At 34.0% G+C, this 18,733-nt stretch carries 17 protein-coding genes; 6 read left to right on the top strand and 11 right to left on the bottom strand.

The genetic code is table 11. The features are described from left to right. Window positions 1–56 precede the first annotated feature (56 nt). Both ACSSV5_RS10095 and ACSSV5_RS10090 read right to left on the bottom strand, forming a co-directional pair. Window positions 57–836 (bottom strand): zinc ribbon domain-containing protein, encoded by a 780-nt coding sequence (locus ACSSV5_RS10095; RefSeq protein WP_454245777.1) that lies wholly within the window; start codon window positions 834–836, stop codon window positions 57–59. Window positions 837–838: 2 nt separating this feature from the next. Further along, window positions 839–1,933 carry a Nif3-like dinuclear metal center hexameric protein gene (locus ACSSV5_RS10090; RefSeq protein WP_211065616.1) on the bottom strand — a complete coding sequence of 365 codons (1,095 nt, stop codon included), beginning with the start codon at window positions 1,931–1,933 and terminating at the stop codon, window positions 839–841. Window positions 1,934–2,069: 136 nt separating this feature from the next. Here ACSSV5_RS10090 and lpxK point away from each other — a divergent pair, with 136 nt between their 5' ends. Next, on the top strand, window positions 2,070–3,044 hold the full coding sequence (gene lpxK, locus ACSSV5_RS10085) for a tetraacyldisaccharide 4'-kinase (protein WP_211065617.1): 975 nt from the start codon (window positions 2,070–2,072) through the stop codon (window positions 3,042–3,044). On the opposite strand, the gene trxB is transcribed toward lpxK, so the two are convergent. The 3 genes from trxB to mazG all read right to left on the bottom strand — a co-directional run bounded on the left by trxB (window position 3,037) and on the right by mazG (window position 5,421). Next, window positions 3,037–4,014 (bottom strand): thioredoxin-disulfide reductase, encoded by a 978-nt coding sequence (gene trxB, locus ACSSV5_RS10080; RefSeq protein WP_454245776.1) that lies wholly within the window; start codon window positions 4,012–4,014, stop codon window positions 3,037–3,039. The two genes, lpxK and trxB, sit on opposite strands and share 8 nt — an antisense overlap. 157 nt (window positions 4,015–4,171) lie before the next feature. Continuing rightward, the gene (locus ACSSV5_RS10075; protein ID WP_454245775.1) at window positions 4,172–4,597 is read right to left on the bottom strand and encodes a DUF4168 domain-containing protein; all 426 of its coding nucleotides are present in this window, start codon (window positions 4,595–4,597) and stop codon (window positions 4,172–4,174) included. Between the two features lie 56 nt (window positions 4,598–4,653). After that, window positions 4,654–5,421 carry a nucleoside triphosphate pyrophosphohydrolase gene (gene mazG / locus ACSSV5_RS10070; RefSeq protein WP_454245774.1) on the bottom strand — a complete coding sequence of 256 codons (768 nt, stop codon included), beginning with the start codon at window positions 5,419–5,421 and terminating at the stop codon, window positions 4,654–4,656. A 110-nt stretch (window positions 5,422–5,531) separates the two neighbouring features. Here mazG and ACSSV5_RS10065 point away from each other — a divergent pair, with 110 nt between their 5' ends. Next, window positions 5,532–6,689: a T9SS type A sorting domain-containing protein gene (locus tag ACSSV5_RS10065; RefSeq protein WP_454245773.1), complete on the top strand. Its 1,158-nt coding sequence runs from the start codon at window positions 5,532–5,534 to the stop codon at window positions 6,687–6,689. A 71-nt stretch (window positions 6,690–6,760) separates the two neighbouring features. Here the strand turns inward: ACSSV5_RS10065 and ACSSV5_RS10060 are convergent, their stop codons facing one another. The 3 genes from ACSSV5_RS10060 to ACSSV5_RS10050 are packed head-to-tail and all read right to left on the bottom strand — an operon-like array spanning window position 6,761 to window position 9,577. Continuing rightward, window positions 6,761–7,603, bottom strand: a complete 843-nt coding sequence (locus ACSSV5_RS10060) for a head GIN domain-containing protein (protein ID WP_454245772.1) — start codon at window positions 7,601–7,603, stop codon at window positions 6,761–6,763. A gap of 38 nt (window positions 7,604–7,641) precedes the next feature. Next, window positions 7,642–9,240: a PspC domain-containing protein gene (locus ACSSV5_RS10055; RefSeq protein WP_454245771.1), complete on the bottom strand. Its 1,599-nt coding sequence runs from the start codon at window positions 9,238–9,240 to the stop codon at window positions 7,642–7,644. Between the two features lies 1 nt (window position 9,241). Next, window positions 9,242–9,577, bottom strand: a complete 336-nt coding sequence (locus ACSSV5_RS10050; RefSeq protein ID WP_211065624.1) for a PadR family transcriptional regulator — start codon at window positions 9,575–9,577, stop codon at window positions 9,242–9,244. Window positions 9,578–9,781: 204 nt separating this feature from the next. Here ACSSV5_RS10050 and ACSSV5_RS10045 point away from each other — a divergent pair, with 204 nt between their 5' ends. Then, a complete protein-coding gene (locus ACSSV5_RS10045; RefSeq protein ID WP_454245770.1) occupies window positions 9,782–10,234 on the top strand; it encodes a DUF4442 domain-containing protein in 453 nt (150 codons plus the stop codon). A 19-nt stretch (window positions 10,235–10,253) separates the two neighbouring features. On the opposite strand, the gene ACSSV5_RS10040 is transcribed toward ACSSV5_RS10045, so the two are convergent. The 3 genes from ACSSV5_RS10040 to ACSSV5_RS10030 are packed head-to-tail and all read right to left on the bottom strand — an operon-like array spanning window position 10,254 to window position 12,103. Then, window positions 10,254–10,790 carry an RNA polymerase sigma factor gene (locus ACSSV5_RS10040; RefSeq protein ID WP_454245769.1) on the bottom strand — a complete coding sequence of 179 codons (537 nt, stop codon included), beginning with the start codon at window positions 10,788–10,790 and terminating at the stop codon, window positions 10,254–10,256. Further along, window positions 10,787–11,899 carry a glycosyltransferase gene (locus tag ACSSV5_RS10035; protein ID WP_454245768.1) on the bottom strand — a complete coding sequence of 371 codons (1,113 nt, stop codon included), beginning with the start codon at window positions 11,897–11,899 and terminating at the stop codon, window positions 10,787–10,789. The genes ACSSV5_RS10040 and ACSSV5_RS10035 overlap by 4 nt, the downstream gene beginning before the upstream one ends. Before the next feature lie 3 nt (window positions 11,900–11,902). After that, window positions 11,903–12,103, bottom strand: coding sequence for a membrane or secreted protein (locus ACSSV5_RS10030; protein ID WP_454245767.1), 201 nt, complete (start codon window positions 12,101–12,103; stop codon window positions 11,903–11,905). Between the two features lie 79 nt (window positions 12,104–12,182). On the opposite strand from ACSSV5_RS10030, the gene ACSSV5_RS10025 reads away from it, so the two are divergent. The 3 genes from ACSSV5_RS10025 to ACSSV5_RS10015 form a co-directional block, all read left to right on the top strand. Continuing rightward, on the top strand, window positions 12,183–12,719 hold the full coding sequence (locus tag ACSSV5_RS10025) for a 1-acyl-sn-glycerol-3-phosphate acyltransferase (protein WP_454245766.1): 537 nt from the start codon (window positions 12,183–12,185) through the stop codon (window positions 12,717–12,719). Window positions 12,720–12,866: 147 nt separating this feature from the next. Further along, complete coding sequence (gene htpG, locus ACSSV5_RS10020) at window positions 12,867–14,765, top strand: molecular chaperone HtpG (RefSeq protein WP_454245765.1); 1,899 nt, start codon at window positions 12,867–12,869, stop codon at window positions 14,763–14,765. Between the two features lie 240 nt (window positions 14,766–15,005). Next, window positions 15,006–18,733, top strand: a 3,728-nt coding sequence (locus ACSSV5_RS10015) for an SdrD B-like domain-containing protein (RefSeq protein WP_454245764.1), incomplete at its 3' end; no start/stop codon positions are given.

Raw genomic sequence — 18,733 nt, 5'->3', positions numbered from 1 at the left:
ATGAATTCCATATATACGAGTGAGATTTTAAAAAACATCAGAATCAATAAAAAGGATTATAATTTCTTAAAAACTTTCTGCATCCTATCTTCTTCTTCTTTAGCCAACTCTTGGTCAACGAGAATTCTACCACTATGTTCGTCTGTCATAATTTTTCTTCGTCCAGCAATTTCAACCTGAACTTGTGGCGGAATAGTAAAAAACGAACCACCAGAAGCACCGCGTTCTATGGTAACAACGGCTAAGCCATTTTTCACACTATTTCTAATTCGTTCGTAAGCATTAACTAATCTTTCTTCAATCTTAATTTTTAGTTTTTCTGATTCTTTTTCTAAGGCTTTTTCTTCTTTTTCAGTTTCTTTAAGAATGTTTGAAAGCTCTGATTTTTTGTGATCAAGGTGTGTTTGTCTATCCTTTAACTTAGCTTCTGTTTGCTCTAAGGCTTCTTTTTTGTGCTCAGTTTGAGCATAAAATTCTTTGATGTGTTTTTCAGCCAATTCAATTTCAAGTTCTAAGTATTCAATTTCTTTACTTAAAGCATCAAATTCTCTGTTATTTCTAACATTCTCTTGCTGTTTTTTATATTTTTTTATGCGATCTTGAGTTTCGCTGATAAAAATCTTTTTAGATTTAATGTCTTCGTCAATTTTATCTAAAGCGGTTTTAATTTTATCAATTCTTTTGTTGAGGCCTGCAACTTCATCTTCCAAATCTTCAACTTCAAGAGGCAATTCACCTCTCATGTTTCTGATTTCATCTATTCTTGAATCTACGAGTTGCAAATCGTATAGAGCTCTTAGTTTTTGCTCAACGCTAATCTCTTTCTTTTTTGCCATAATCAATAATATTGAACGGGATTTGTATTAGTATTTGATAAAACGGTTGCAAAATTAGTGAAATTTTCTTTAAGATAAGCATATAAAAGTTGTTTTGTGTATTGCTCACTTTCATAATGTCCTATATCGGCTAAAATTATCTTTTCTTCAGCTTTAAAAAAATCGTGATATTTGAAATCAGCACTAACATAAGCATCGGCTTTGGCTCTGATAGCATTTGGTATAGCAAAAGCACCGCTACCTCCTAAAACGGCTACTTTTTGAATGGGTTTGTTTAATAATTTTGAATGTTTTATGACGGGTATATGGAACGTATTTTTGAGCAATTCTAAAAATGCATTTTCTTTTATAGGATTTTTCCATGACCCAAGCATTCCTATGCCTATATTTTGATTGGTGTTTTCTAAAGTCTCAACTTCATAAGCTACTTCTTCATAAGGATGATGTTTGAATAGTTGGTTAAGAATTTGATTTTGAAGATGTTTGGCATAGGTAATGTTGATTTGAATTTCATCTTCAAAATGGGTTTTTCCTTTTTGACCTACCACAGGATTTGAGTTTTCATTTCCTTTAAAACTTCCTTGACCTTCAATATTAAAACTACAATGTGAATAGTTGCCAATTTGTCCTGCACCAACTTCAAAGAGTTTTTCTCTTAAAAAATTAGCATCGTTTTTTGGAATGTATGTTGTCAATTTTTTGATGGTGCCAGTTTGAGGGATAAGTATCTCGGGATTGTTTAGATTTAGTTTGTCGCATATCATTTTATTTACCCCATGAAATGCATTGTCTAAAGCTGTGTGAATGGCGTAAATTGCAATATCGTTTTTGATAGCCTTGATTACTGTTTTGTTGACATAATTATTGGGATTAAGTTTTTTTATACCCGAAAAAATGATTGGATGAAAACTTAAAATGAGATTGCAGTTCAAAGCTATAGCTTCATCAACAACCTTTTCATTGGTATCTAAACTGACCAAAACACCGTTTATAACACGATTTTCGTCTCCAACAATTAATCCTACATTATCAAAATCTTCTGCATAATCTAAAGGTGCATAGGCGTAAAGATTATTTATTAAGGATTTAATAGTCATAATTTATCTTTTAAGTTAAATTGTAAATTTAAATATTATACTTTCGTAATTATATGATTAAGGTATAAATTTAGTTTGTTTTCTTATTAATTTCGTTTTTATTGAAATAGGCTTTATACCTGAAGTGCTATGAATAATGCTAAATATTTTAAAATTTTTATTATTTCCTTTCTCGATAATTTATCATGCAGTGACTGCTTTGAGAAATTATTTATATGACAAAGGTTTGTTTAAATCTTACACTTTTGATGTTAAACTGATAAGCGTAGGAAATTTAAGTGTTGGTGGCACGGGCAAATCTCCTATGATTGAGTATTTAATTAAAAAATATAAAGATGATTATAAGATCGGAGTCTTAAGCCGAGGCTACAATCGCCAAAGCAAAGGGTTTTTAGAAGTTGATTTGCATATGAAAGCTATTGATGTTGGCGATGAGCCGCTTCAATTTAAAAACAAATTTAAATCAGTGCCTATTTTTGTTGATGCTGACCGTAAACATGGTTTAGAAAATATTCAAAAGCTTTATCCTGAAATAGAGATAATATTTTTAGATGATGCTTTTCAACACAGACGAGTAAAACCTGATATAAATATTTTATTGACAACATTTGACAAGCCCTTTTACAAAGATTTTTTGTTGCCAGTAGGACGATTGCGAGAGTCTAAAACTTCTGTAGAACGTGCAGATTATATCGTTGTTACAAAATGTCCACCTGATATTTCAAGTACCGTCAAAAGCAATATAAAGCAGAAAATGAATTTAAAGTCTAACCAAACTTTAGTTTTTTCTGAAATTGAATATAGCCAAACTCTCAAAAGTCAGAATCGCTCTATGGAATTTGAAACTCTTGATGATTTTTATTTGATAACTGGAATTGCAAACCCCAAGCCTTTACTGGATTATTTACAATCAAAACACAAAAGTTTTGAACACTTGCGTTTTGCCGATCATCATAATTTTTCAAAAGCTGAAATTGAAGACATTCAGTCTTATACTAAGCCAATTGTTACTACAGAAAAAGATTTTATTCGCTTAAAAGGTTTGATTGATAAAGAGATTTTTTATATCGCAATTCAAGTAAAACTAGATCAAGATTTAAAACTTATTTAGCTTCTTCAACTAATTCATCTACGCTTTGAACAGCAGATAAATAGCGTTCAGCATCAAGAGCAGCCATACAACCCGTGCCAGCTGCGGTTACGGCTTGTCTATACTCTTTGTCTTGAGCGTCTCCGCTGGCAAATACACCAGGAATATTAGTCTTGGTGCTTTTGGGTTGAGTGATGATATATCCAACCTCATCCATATCTAATTGACCTTTAAATATATCGGTATTTGGTTTGTGACCAATGGCTATAAATAAACCTGTGATTTTTATTTCTTCTTTTTCTTGAGTTTCGTTATTAACCATTCTCAGTCCTTCTACCACTTGATCGCCCAAAACTTCATCGACTTCTGTGTTAAATCTAACATCGATATTTTTGGTATTAAAAACTCTGTGTTGCATAGCTTTTGACGCTCTCATAACATCTCTGCGGACCAACATGGTCACCGATTTACAGATTTTAGCGAGATAAGTTGCTTCTTCTGCAGCGGTATCGCCACCACCAACAATGGCAACATCTTGACCTTTGTAAAAGAAGCCATCACAAACGGCACAAGCAGAAACGCCACCACCACGTAAGCGTTGTTCGCTTGGAATATTAAGGTATTTGGCTGAAGCACCTGTTGAAATTATGATGCTTTCGGCTTCAATCCACTTATTGTTGTCAATTTGAACTTTATGAATGCCGCCTTTTTCTTTGCTTAGCTCTGTTTTGGTAACCATTCCTATTCTTACATCTGTATCAAATCTTTCGGCTTGAGCTTTTAAGTCTTCCATCATTTTTGGGCCGTCAATGCCTTGAGGATAACCAGGAAAATTATCTACATCGGTTGTAGTTGTGAGTTGACCACCAGGCTCCATGCCAGTATATAAAACAGGTTTAAGATCTGCTCTTGCGGCATAAATAGCTGCTGTGTAACCTGCTGGACCCGAACCTATTATTAGGCATTTTACGCGTTCATTTGTGTTGTTCATCGTTTCTATATTTTACGCAAAAGTATTGTTTTTTATGAAATTTATATAAGGTTTTCGATAACTTTATGTTATACCAAATTAGAATGCATAATATTGATTTTAAACAAAAAAAAGCCGACTGTTGAGCCGGCTTACTGTTTAACCCTAAAATAATAGGTTACTGAATTAATTTTTGTATTTTTTCTTTCAGTGTTTTATCTTGAGTAGATGCTTTTGCAATGGCATGATAAGTTTCTACTTTTAAGCCTTGATTTTCAATCAAACGCTCCATGTTTTTTTGGATGTCTTCTTTTAAGTTTTCAATATTTTTTTTGGCCAAATTGTATTTATCAATTTCAGATTTTGTCAGTTGATTTTTTTTGTCAGAATCTAATAATTTTAGGTGTATATCGGTAAATTCATCACCACTTAGTCCTGCTTTTTCAATAGCTGTCAATTTATTAAGTTGAAACGACATATTTTCATTTCTAATTTCTATATAAGCCTGGGCAAACTTTTCTATGGTTTGGTCTGAAAATGTTTTATTTTGACTCCAAGATAAAGTTGAAAGACAAACAAATAATGCAAAAACTATTTTTTTCATATTAAAAATTTTTATTTAACAAATATATTAATAATGAAATAATATCAAAGATTATGTTACATTTTTTTAGCATCTTCCCAATACTTATTCATATCATCAAAACTCATTTCATGAAGTTTGAGGTTTTTTTTCTTGGTTTGGTCTTCAAGGAATTTAAATCGTTTGATAAATTTTTTGTTAGTCAATTCTAAAGCTCTTTCGGGGTTAATGTTGTGATGTCTAGCAAAGTTGATAAGTGCAAAAAACACATCGCCAAGTTCAGCTTCCATCTCAGATTGATTTTTATTTTTTGCTTCTGCTTCAAACTCGCTAATTTCTTCTTTAACTTTGTCTAAAATTTGTTCTGATTTTTCCCAATCAAAACCTACACTGGCAACTTTGTCTTGAATGCGTTGAGATTTGACCATAGCGGGTAAACTTTTAGGCACGCCACCTAAAACAGATTTGTTCCCTTTTTTTAATTTTATCATTTCCCAATTTTGCTTGACATCTTCTTCATTTTCAACCTTAACATCTCCATAAATATGTGGATGACGCTCTATCATTTTTTTGCAAATGGTGTTGATAACATCTTGTATATCAAACTTGTTTCTTTCTGAAGCAATTTTAGAATAAAAAACAATATGCAAAAGCAAATCGCCTAATTCACCTTTTATAGCCTCATAATCTTCTTCAATTATAGCATCGGTAAGTTCGTAAGTCTCTTCAACAGTTAGGTGACTTAATGTGTGAATGGTTTGTTTTCGATCCCATGGACAACCTTCGCGGAGTTCATCCATGATTTTTAATAATCGAGAAAAACTTTTTTCTTTTGATGGGTTCATTTTTTTTCTTTCAAAAGTAATGAATACTTTTTTAGCAGTTACAATGAAGTAAAATTTGTATTTTAAAACTAAAAAGGTTAAATTTGGATAAATTTATAAATCAATAACTTATGAAAAAAATATTACTTATTGCAATTTTGTGTTCTGCATTTATGATGCAAGCACAGACAGTTGGTATTGTTGGTCCAGCCGCTAATGGATGGCCAGATGCTACCAATCCAACTCCTGACATTATGTTGACTGATAATGGCGATGGAACACATTCAATTGATGGATTAACCTTAACTACTGGACCGGCTAAGTTCAGACAAAACCAAGATTGGGCAGTCAGTTGGGGTGGCGATACTTTTCCATCTGGGTCGATTACAAATGGCGATATACCCGTTCAAGCTGGGGTTTATGATATTGTGTTAGATTTAAATAACAATACCTACACATTTACTGATGTGGGAACATTTACTCAAATTGAATTGGTTGGGTCTGCTGTTACAGGGTCATCTAACCCACAAATGTCAACTATTGACGGTGTTAATTATGAGTTAAGTGTAACACAATTTGCCAATGGTGATATTCAATTTCAAGAGGTTGGAACATCTACGGTTTATGGTGCCAATAGTTTTCCAACTGGCACAGCCACAGCAGGAGGAATGGCTATTCCTGTAACTTTTGGATTTTATGAGGTTACTTTTAATTTAAACACAGGTGACTACTCTTTTGATATTCCTGATATTGGTATTGTTGGTGATGCAGCAGCAGGTTGGCCTGATAGTACTAATCAAACAGATATCTTAATGAGTTCTTCTGATGGCGATACTTATTCTTTAAATGCTCAAGTGTTAACAGACGGTGAATTGAAATTTAGACAAAATTTAAGTTGGGATACAAATTGGGGAGGAACAGGTTTTCCTAGTGGTAACGCTGTGTTTAACTCTTCTGATAATATTCCTGTAACTGCTGGTACTTATGACATCAGTTTCTTTAGAGATAATCTAACTTATACGTTTACAACTTTATCTGTTGAAGATTTAGCTTTTAATCAATTTAAGTTATATCCTAATCCAACTAAAGATGTTTGGGTATTTAATAATCCTGGAACGAGTATAAAAACCATTCAAATTTTTGATGCGTTTGGTAAAACCGTTTTAGAGCTCAAGCCTAATTCTACTCAAGCAGAAGTGAGTGCTCAAGTCTTATCGCAAGGCTTATACTTAGCAAAAGTTAGTTTAGTTGATGGTTCTGAAACTACTGTAAAAATTATCAAACAGTAGCTTTAATAAATATCTATAAAACAGATAAGGCTTCCTGATTGGAAGCCTTTTGTGCTAATCCAATTTATAAATTATCTGTACGTTATATCACCACCCGATGATTCGTTTTTATCTAATTTCACACTTGGCTTGTTGTGGTAGATAATATCGGAACCACTTGAAGCATTTCCAACCAAGACTTCTAAAGGATAAACATTAATAGTTGACCCTGAGCTGGCTGTTGCAGTTACGTTTATAGCTTTTAGGTTTTTAGCCTCAATATCTGATCCACTAGACGAATTAGCGGTAAGTTCATCGGTGTAACCTTCAATATTCAGGTCAGAACCGCTTGATGATGTGGCTTGTAAAGATTGCATTTTTCCTATAAGATGTAAATCAGAACCGCTACTTGAGTTAGCCACAACATCGGTTGAAGATATTTTTAATTTCATATCTGAGCCACTACTACTGCTACAGTTTAATTTTTGAGATTTTACATTTAATTCTACATCTGAACCGCTGGAAGATGAAATGTTGATATCATTAAAGTTTAATTGTTCTTTGGCAAACAAATTAATTCCAGACGAAGCTTTTAAGTGAGTCAAACTATCAGCAAAATAAATGGTGAGTAATTTAGAATCGGCTTTACCTATATTGTCTTTACTTTTAGTTCCAATTTTAAGCTTTAAATCGTCTTGGTCTATTTTTAGTTCTTCTATAAGATTTTTATTAGCTTTTATAACCAACTTGTTTTCATCGGCTTGAACTAATTTAATATCCCAAGCATTGGCAAGTGATAATTCTTCAAAAGGAGACAGTTCAAATTCTTTTTCAGTGACTTCGCCTTCACCTTTTATGGTGTTATAGCCGTCAATGTTGCATTGTGCATTGAAAATTAAAATGGCAAATGATAGATATTTAACTAATGTTGTCATGAGTTTTGTGTTTAGAGGTTATTGATAAAGACGTAAATTTACTCCTTAGGGTTGCCTGAAGGTTCAATTTTTTCACAACTTGCACACCATAATTTGTCATCGTTTAGAACATATATCTCATCATACTTGCTTTCACTTTCAAGGGGATGAAAATAGTTTTCGACAAAATTATCAGTGTTTTTATCTAAACTGATTTTTACATATTCAGGAATATAGATATCAATATCAACGCCAAGATAATTGTCATTCAATTCTTTAGGTGAAAGGAAATAACTGTTTAAAGAAATTTGATCATCATCAATTTGATAGTTGTATGTTATCAATTTGGCTTGATTTCGAGCCTTGTTTTCATCAAAGGCATAAGTCCATTTTGAAATTCTGATGTAAGCATTATTATCACTGGTGTGATTAAATTTTACATCAACATTGGAATTGTATAAAATTCTTTTGTCATTTTCATCATAAGTGATTTTTTCTTGGTTTTTCTTAAATGGTGAAACGGTATAATTCAAATTACCTTTCATTTTGATAAATAAAGTGTCTTGCGGTTTGATATTTAGACTTGTCGTATTAACAATTTCACCAGAAACTCGCTCTCTCAAAGAAGAATTGATACCTATAAAAATAAGACTTACAATACTTAAAAACCATAAAACACTGATACTGATCACAAATGTTTTACTGACACGTTTCAAGTTTGAAAACAACAGTCTTAAGCTGAGAATAAAAATCAAAATTAATGGCACAGCAATGGCAATGAACGATGAAACAATCACTAACCAAGCAGGAACACCATTGTAAATCAGACCATCTAATCTTATGATTTCATAATCAATTAAATCAAAACTTCCAAACAAACTATCGCCGCCAAGTCCTAAAGCGACGAAGATTAAGCTTAAAAGTCCTAATCCAGAAAATAACATTAAGACAAAACCTATGATCTTGACTAAAACTTTTCCAATTTTGATGATAATATTTTCAAGTTCATTAAAAAAAGAAGAAATACTGCTTTGTACACGTTTTGAATGCTTTTTGACATCAACATCTTTTATTTTTTCAGAAACGTTGTCATAACTTTCTTTAATTTTTTTTTCAATATTAGAAAGGTTAATGGGTTCGCCTTTCATCGCTAATTTTTCGGCAGTAGTTTTGGCTTCAGGGACAAGAATCCAAAATAAGATGTAAATCAAAATTGCCCAACCAAATGAAAGTATAGCAAACAAAATCCACAACAATCTTACCCAAACTACATCAATGCCAAGATAATGAGCTAAACCCGCAGAAACACCACTGATATAAGATTGGTCTTTGTCGCGATATAGTTTTTTTTCTACTTTTTGATAAGCTTGACTATGCTGATTGTCTTCATCATCAGAGATACTATAATCTTTAGGCTCGCCCATAATTTTGATGATTTCGTTGACATCTTCAGTCGTGATGACTTGTTTATCAGAAATCATTCTCTCTATAAAGAGTTCGGCGATTCGAGATTCTATATCTTGAATAATTTCATCACGACTCGCTTCGTTAGCCAAATATGATTTTATGGCATCTAAATAGTTTTTGAGAACCTTATAGGCGTTTTCGTCAATATGAAAAATCTGATTGGCAATATTGATATCTAAGGTTTTATTCATCTTATTTTGTTTTTGAGTTGGTTATGGTTTTCACAGCAATTTGTAAATCTGTCCAAGAGGCTGTAAGTTCATCTAAAAACGCTTGTCCACTGGATGTTAATTTATAGTATTTTCTCGGTGGTCCGCCAGTAGATTCTTCCCAGCGGTATTCAAGAAGTTCAGCATTTTTTAGCCTGGTTAGTAGTGGATAAATCGTGCCTTCAACCACAATGAGTTTTGCAGACTTGAGTTCGTCAAGAATTTCAGCAACATAAGCATCTTTGTTTTTAAGTATTGAAAGAATGCAATATTCTAAAATTCCTTTACGCATCTGTGCTTTTGTGTTTTCTATATTCATAATTGTTTTTGCTTGATAATAAAGAGATATAGTAATATCTGACACAAAGATACATCTATTATAAGTTACTTTGTATAGCATAGTAGTATAAATTAACATATATTTAATATATCAGTGTGATTGTTTTGTTGATTTCAATCAAAGTAAATAACTGGCTTAGCCTTTTTTTAAACTTTAGAAAAGTTTATTTTTACAATTAAAAAAATGATTTTGAAACCCAGTAAAGTCAATTGGTATTTGCTGTTTAAATTGCCTTCAGCATGGATTTGTGGTGTTCGGCTTAAATCTATAGAGGCTTCAAAAAGTCAAGTTACTGTAAAACACCGATGGATAAATCAAAATCCGTTTAAGAGTTTATACTTTGCAGTGCAAAATATGGCAGCGGAGCTAAGCACTGGCGTTTTAGTGATGCAGGCCATTCAATCTCAAAACCAGAAAGTCTCTATGCTTGTGATAGAATCTCATTCAGAATTTTTTAAAAAAGCAACGGGTCGTATCAGATTTGAATGCCAAGAAGGGCAAAAAATAAATAGAATTATAGATGAAAGCCTTAGAGAAAAATCATCTAAACAGATGACGATATTTGTAAAGGCTTTTGACAAAAGTGACGATTTGGTTTCGCAATTCAATTTCAAATGGAGTGTAAAACCAAAGTAAACAGGTATAAATCTCAGAATTATTTTGTTTTTAAAATTTTAGCAACTTTTCGTTTAGCCCTGAGTAATTTTACTTTTATAGCATTGACAGATTCATTCATTTCATCAGCAATTTCGGCATAAGATTTTTCCTCAAATAATCTTTTTTTTAATACCTCTTGATCAGTAGGTTTTAAGCTTTTCATCACGGCTTTGATGTTAGAGACATATTGTTTTTGAATCAATTGCTCGTCTATATTAGCATCCTCGCTTTTTATGACGGTTGTTTTTTTGTCTATTTTTGTAGTTTCAACTTCTTTTTTGCGTTGATGGTCTATCCAAAGTCTTTTGCATATGGTGATTAGCCAAGTTTTAAACTCGTAGTTGTCATCGTAAGTTTCTATTTTATCAAAAGCTTTAGCAAAAGTTTGAATACATATTTCTTCTGAAAGATAATTATTATGTGTGAGCTTTAATAAATAGTTGTAAACATAGTCCCAATGGTTTTCCAAAAGGGCATTAAAACCTTTTTGGTGACCTTCTTTTGCTGAATTGATATGCTCCTTTTGATTGTTCAAGACCAAGTTTTTTTTGGTGATAGCAAATTAAACATAAACAAATAAAACTGAAATAAAACCAGAATTATTTCCAAAAAATATTGTGATAACCATAAATCTTTGGTTAGTAGTTTTTTAAAAATCTTTCTGTTGATAAGCATTTTAGTACATAATAAAACCAGCAACAAACTTATATACCAACCTGACAACTCGTTTTCTATTTCAAACAAAATTGTTGATGGCAAAACAAAACCCCAAAACATCAATCGTGTCAAGTATTGAAAGGCTAATAAATATTTATGCAATACTTTATAATGTGGAGCAGTTGTGATATGTCTGCGTTTTTGGGCTAACCAAGATTTGAACGAAGTTTCAGGTTGACTCTCTACATAGGTTTTAGGATTTAAGCACAACCTAAAATTTGCACTTGCAGAAGCTTGATTGATAAACAAATCATCATCGCCTGACAAAATATGTTGATGAGACTTAAAACCGTTAAGGCTGTTATAAAGACTTTTGGTATAAGCCAAATTCCGACCAACACCCATATAGCTCATTCCTGAATTGGAATAGGCAAAATAATTTAATGCGGTAATAAAGGTTTCAAAACGAATAAGTTGATTTAAAAATCCACGCTTTTTTTGATAAGGTGAAAATCCTAAAATTATCGAATTTTTGTCTTTGTAATAGTGTTGAATTTCAGATAACCAATTATGGCTTAAAGGTTTGCAATCCGCATCGGTGAACACTAAATGTTCATATTTTGCAATTTCAATCCCTTTTTGAACCGCATTTTTTTTAGATGAAGCTTTGCCGTCTTTTATGTTTACTATTTTTAAGTTTGAATAGTTTTGAGCAAAGGTTTTTAGAATGTTTAAAGTTTCATCATCTGATTGGTCATTGACTATAACAATTTCAAACTCTGGATGATGTTGTTTGAGTATAAAAGGAAGGTTTTTCTTTAGAAGATTAGCTTCATTTTTTGCAGCTATAATCACTGATAGTTTTTTATGCTCTTTTTGTGGATAACAATGATCAGGAATATTTAAGAATGATAAGTAAAGTAATAAATCAAAAACAAAATAAAGTAATAGCCATATTAACCAAGTCAACTCAAGCCAAGTCAACATGATTTAGGCTTTTGGACCGTCACAGTCTTTTTGCTCGGCAGGGCTTTTACCACAAAAGCTACAAGCTTCACCATCTTTATTCAAAAATGGACTTTGACTTGCACAGGTTCCAGCAAACTTACCGTCTTTTTTGCCCCAAATTTTTATAGCAATTCCAGCAAAAGCAAGTCCCAATAATATGATTGTAATTATGAGTAATTCCATAGTACAAATGTAATAAATTTGTAGATAATATAATTTTAGTTGTCTTTTTTATTTAAATTTAACAAGCAATTTGATATTAATGAAACTCGCTAAGTTTGTTTTTCATACATTATTAGGTTGGTCTATAAAAGGTCAATTTTCAAAAGATATTCCTAAAACAGTCGTTGTTGTTGCACCACATACCAGTTGGCACGACTTCTATATCGGTATTTTAGCGAGAAAAGTTGTAAATATTCCCATACATTATGTCGTCAAAAAAGAATTGTTTGATTCGCCCTTTGGTTGGTATTTCCGTTGGATGGGTGGCGAGCCTATCGATAGAACTTCTTCTCAAAATAAAGTTCAACAAATTGTTAATATTTTTAAATCAAAACAAGAATTTAGATTAGCCATCACGCCAGAAGGGACACGTAAAAAAGTCAAAACTTGGAAAAGTGGCTTTTATCACATTGCACATACTGCTCAAGTGCCTATTACTTCTGTCGCATTTGACTATGCAACTAAAACCGTTTCGATTTCAAAACCTTTTTACACGACAGGCAATTATGATAAAGATTTAAAACACATCAAGTCTTTTTATAGTGGTGTAGTTGGCAAAATACCTGAATATACCTAACAAAAATGTTATTCTAAAAAACAAAATATTTAAAAAAATGTTTTTTTAAAAAACAAAATTAAAAACTTTAATGCCACTTTGTCAGAAAGCTTAAATTGGTATTTGTTTTGGTCATTAAAATTGAATTCAAATAAAAAAATATTTAAAATGGCAAATGGTAATATTAATGTTTCGGTAGAAAATATTTTTCCACTGATCAAAAAATTTCTCTACAGCGATCACGAAATTTTCCTTCGAGAACTCATCTCAAATGCAACAGACGCAACTCAAAAACTCAAACACCTAACTCGAATTGGCGAAGCTAAAATCGATATTGGCAATCCGCAAATTGAAGTTAAAATCAACAAAGACAACAAAACGCTTCACATCATAGACCAAGGTATTGGTATGACAGAAGACGAAGTCAAAAAATACATCAACGAAGTGGCCTTTTCAGGTGCAGAAGAATTTCTTGAAAAATATAAAGACAAAGATTCAAAAGACGCTGGCATCATCGGTCATTTTGGGCTTGGGTTTTATTCGGCATTTATGGTGGCTCATAAGGTTGAAATTTTTACCAAATCTTGGAAAGACGCTCCAGCAGTGCATTGGTCTTGCGAAGGTACAACTGAATTTACCCTTGAAGAAACTGACAAGAAAACCGATCGCGGTACAGAAATCATTCTTCATATTAATGATGATGAAAAAGAATTTCTTGAAGACCACAGAATTTCTGAACTCTTAAATAAATACAACAAATTTATGCCTGTTCCAATCAAATTTGGAACCAAAGAAAAAGAACTTCCTAAAGCAGAAGATGCTAAAGAAGATGAAGAACCTAAAAAGGTCACAGTTGATAATATCATAAACAATCCTAATCCAGCTTGGACTAAGCAACCTGCAGATTTAGAAGACAAAGATTACAAAGACTTCTACAGAGAATTGTATCCGATGCAATTTGAAGAGCCTTTGTTTCACATCCATTTGAATGTTGATTATCCATTCAATTTGACGGGAATTTTATATTTCCCTAAAATGACACAGGAATTGGCGGCTCAAAAAGATAAAATCCAACTCTATCAAAACCAAGTTTTTGTTACCGACAATGTTGAAGGGATTGTGCCAGAATTTCTAACAATGCTTCGCGGTGTGATTGATTCGCCTGATATTCCTTTAAATGTTTCGCGTTCATACTTACAATCCGATGGAGCGGTGAAGAAAATCTCAAGCTATATCTCCAGAAAAGTTGCAGATAAGTTAAATTCATTGTTCAACAACAACCGTGAAGAATTTGAGCAAAAGTGGAACGATATCAAAGTTGTGATAGAATACGGAATGCTTACAGAAGATAAATTCTTTGAAAAAGCCCAAAAATTTGCACTTTATCCAACTGTAGATGACAGCTATCTTACCTTTGACGAACTCAAAGAAAAAATAGAAAAAACTCAAACCGACAAAGATGACAAGCTCGTTATTCTTTATGCATCAGACAAAGAAGCACAACACACTTATATTGAATCTGCTAAGGACAAAGGCTATGAAGTTTTGCTTTTAGACTCGCCAATCGTTTCACATTTGATTCAAAAAATAGAAACCGAAAACGAAAACAAAGTTTCATTTGTCAGAGTTGACAGCGACCATATTGACAATCTTATCAAAAAAGACGAAGACAAAGTCTCTAAGCTTGATGAGAAACAAAAAGAAACTTTGAAAAAAGAATTTGAAGAAGTCGTACCTAAAGAAAAATACACAGTTCAACTTGAAGATATGGATTCTAGTGCCATGCCTTTAATGATTACACAACCCGAGTTTATGCGTCGTATGAAAGAAATGCAACAAACCGGTGGCGGTGGTGGAATGTTTGGTATGGGCAATATGCCAGAGATGTATAATTTGGTTGTGAACACCAATCATCCACTTATTGAAGACATTTTAAACACCAAAACCAAAAAGAAAAAACAGCGTTTAATCAATCAATCACTTGATTTAGCTTTGTTGTCGCAAAATCTATTAAAAGGTGAAGCCATGACAAAATTTATTAAACGCAGTTTTGAGATGGTGAAGTAAAAAATCAATTATCATTTATGATCAACCGATATTTTTTGAATATCGGTTTTTTTATTTCTTTTTGTTTTAGAGATGTATACTAATAAGTTATAAACTAGATAAATAATTGTAATTTTAATTAAAATCAAATATGGTTGCTGTTTCTTTTTTTATTATTGTAGAATATTAATTTTAACTTTTTTTTAAACTTTAATGTTTTGATTCTTAGTTTTTTAATTCTATTACCTATATTTGGAGCGTATGAATAAGGGGTTTATTTTACTAATCAGTTTATTTTGTTTGCCTATTTTTGGTGCATACAGTCAGGTTTTGTCTCCTTTAAATCCATTTAATAACTTCTTTCAGGCACTAAACGCTACTGCTACAATCGAAGGCAGAGTTTATCAAGATGATAATGGTAACGGTATTCAAGATGCAGGTGAAAATGGTTTAGAAAATATCGTGGTGATTGTTATTGATAGTAATAACACAGGTTCAACTACTACTACTGATGCTAATGGTGACTGGTCAAAAGTTGTTATTCCTGGTAATACGCTTGTTTTTATACAAACAACAGATCTTCCAGCAGGTTTCATTCAAACGGAAGGAGACGATCCAACTTTAGTTGATGTGGCCGATAATTCTGTAACTGACGCGGGTAATGATGGTTATGCTTTAATAGGTAATATAAATGGCTTAGTTTATTTTGACGTCAATGGTAACGGCACTCAAGATACAGGAGAATCTGGTATTCCTAATATAGATGTTCAAATTGATGATGCTTTTGGCAACTCTTTTAATGTAGTTACAGATGCAAATGGTGAATGGAACGCAGATGTATTAGCTGGTAACGTTACATCTACAATTGATGAATCTGACCCAGATTTTCCTACTGGAGCTATTCAAACTGAAGGCACAAATCCTACTACTACAACAATATCAGGAGGTGGAATATTTTCAGAAACAGATGGTTTCTTTGTTCCAGACCCAAATGATACGGGAACACTAACAGGACATTTGTATTTGGATGCCGATGGCAACGGCACGCAAGACGCAGGAGAATTAGATTTAGCTGACGTCGATGTTTTGATTACCGATAGCCAAAACAATGTTCAAACCGTAGCAACAGATGCTAATGGCGATTGGTCAGTAATCGTTCCAACTGGCAATACGATAAGCGATATCGATGAAACCGATGCCGATTTTCCTGTAGGAGCTATACAAACCGAAGGCACTGATCCGACGATGACTTTAGTTTTTCCAAACGCAACAAGTTTTAGTGAGAATGACGGTTTCTTTGTTCCAGACCCTAATGAAACAGGCAGTTTGACAGGACATCTGTATTTGGATGCCAACGGCAATGGCACGCAAGACGCAGGAGAATTGGATTTAGCAGATGTCGATGTTTTGATTACCGATAGCCAAAACAATGTTCAAACCGTAACCACAAATGCTAATGGCGATTGGTCAGTAATCGTACCAACTGGCAATACCGAAAGCGATATCGATGAAACTGATACTGATTTTCCAACAGGAGCTATACAAACCGAAGGCACTGATCCGACGATGACTTTAGTCGTTCCAAACGCAACAAGTTTTAGTGAAAACGACGGTTTTTTTGTTCCAGACCCAAATGATACAGGCACGTTAACAGGACATTTGTATTTGGATGCCAACGGCAATGGCACGCAAGACGCAGGAGAAATGGATTTAGCAGATGTCGATGTTTTGATTACCGATAGCCAAAACAATGTTCAAACCGTAGCCACAGATGCCAATGGCGATTGGTCTGTTGTAGTTCCAACTGGCAATACCGAAAGCGACATCGATGAAACCGATACTGATTTTCCAACAGGAGCGACACAAACCGAAGGCACTGATCCAACGATGACTTTAGTCGTTCCAAATACAACAAGTTTTAGTGAAAACGACGGTTTCTTTGTTCCTGATTCTAATGAAACAGGTACTTTAACAGGACATTTGTATTTGGATGCCAACGGCAATGGCATGCAAGACGCAGGAGAATTGGATTTAGCAGATGTCGATGTTTTGATTACCGATAGCCAAAACAACACTCAAACGGTTACCACAGATGCCAATGGCGATTGGTCAGTAATCGTACCAACAGGCAATACCGAAAGCGACATTGATGAAACCGATGCTGATTTTCCTGTAGGAGCTATACAAACCGAAGGCACAGATCCGACGATGACTTTAGTCGTTCCAAACGCAATAACTTTTAGTGAGAATGACGGTTTCTTTGTTCCAGACCCTAATGAAACAGGCACTTTAACAGGACATTTGTATTTGGATGTCAACGGCAATGGCACGCAAGACGCAGGAGAATTGGATTTAGCAGATGTCGATGTTTTGATTACTGATAGCCAAAATAATGTTCAAACCGTAACCACAGATGCCAATGGCGATTGGTCAGTAATCGTACCAACAGGCAATACGATAAGCGATATTGATGAAACTGATACTGACTTCCCAACAGGTGCAACACAAACCGAAGGTACTGATCCGACGATGACTTTAGTCGTTCCAAACGCAACAAGTTTTAGTGAGAATGACGGTTTCTTTGTTCCAGACCCTAATGAAACAGGCACTTTAACAGGACATTTGTATTTGGATGCCAACGGCAACGGCACGCAAGACGCAGGAGAATTGGATTTAGCAGATGTCGATGTTTTGATTACCGATAGCCAAAACAATGTTCAAACCGTAACCACAAATGCTAATGGCGATTGGTCTGTTGTAGTTTCAACAGGCAATACGATAAGCGATATTGATGAAACCGATGCTGATTTTCCAACAGGTGCAACACAAACCGAAGGTACAGATCCAACTACCACAACGGTGATTCCAAATGCAACAAGTTTTAGTGAGAATGACGGTTTCTTTGTTCCAGACCCAAATGAAACAGGAACACTAACAGGACATTTGTATTTGGATGTCAACGGCAACGGCACGCAAGACGCAGGAGAAATGGATTTAGCAGATGTTGATGTTTTGATTACCGATAGCCAAAATAATGTTCAAGCGGTTACTACAAATGCTAATGGCGATTGGTCAGTAATCGTTCCAACTGGCAATACCGAAAGCGACATTGATGAAACCGATACTGATTTTCCAACAGGAGCTATACAAACCGAAGGCACTGATCCGACGATGACTTTAGTCGTTCCAAACGCAACAAGTTTTAGTGAAAACGACGGTTTCTTTGTTCCTGATTCTAATGAAACAGGAACACTTACAGGACATTTGTATTTGGATGTCAACGGCAACGGCACGCAAGACGCAGGAGAAATGGATTTAGCAGATGTGGATGTTTTGATTACCGATAGCCAAAACAATGTTCAAACGGTTACCACAAATGCTAATGGCGATTGGTCTGTTGTAGTTCCAACAGGCAATACCGAAAGCGACATCGATGAAACCGATACTGATTTTCCTGCAGGTGCAACACAAACCGAAGGTACAGATCCAACTACCACAACGGTGATTCCAAACGCAACAAGTTTCAGTGAGAATGACGGTTTCTTTGTTCCAGACCCAAATGATACAGGCAGTTTAACAGGACATCTGTATTTGGATGCCAACGGCAATGGCACGCAAGACGCAGGAGAATTGGATTTAGCAGATGTTGATATTTTGATTACCGATAGTCAAAACAACACTCAAACCGTAGCAACAGATGCTAATGGCGATTGGTCTGTTGTAGTTTCAACAGGCAATACCGAAAGCGATATCGATGAAACTGATACTGACTTCCCAACAGGTGCAACACAAACCGAAGGTACAGATCCAACTACCACAACGGTGATTCCAAATGCAACAAGTTTTAGTGAGAATGACGGTTTCTTTGTTCCAGACCCAAATGAAACAGGCACGTTAACAGGACATTTGTATTTGGATGCCAACGGCAATGGCACGCAAGACGCAGGAGAATTGGATTTAGCAGATGTGGATGTTTTGATTACCGATAG

The sequence above is a fragment of the Psychroflexus sp. MBR-150 genome (assembly GCF_053628795.1).
This window is presented reverse-complemented; position numbering and strand designations above follow the sequence as displayed.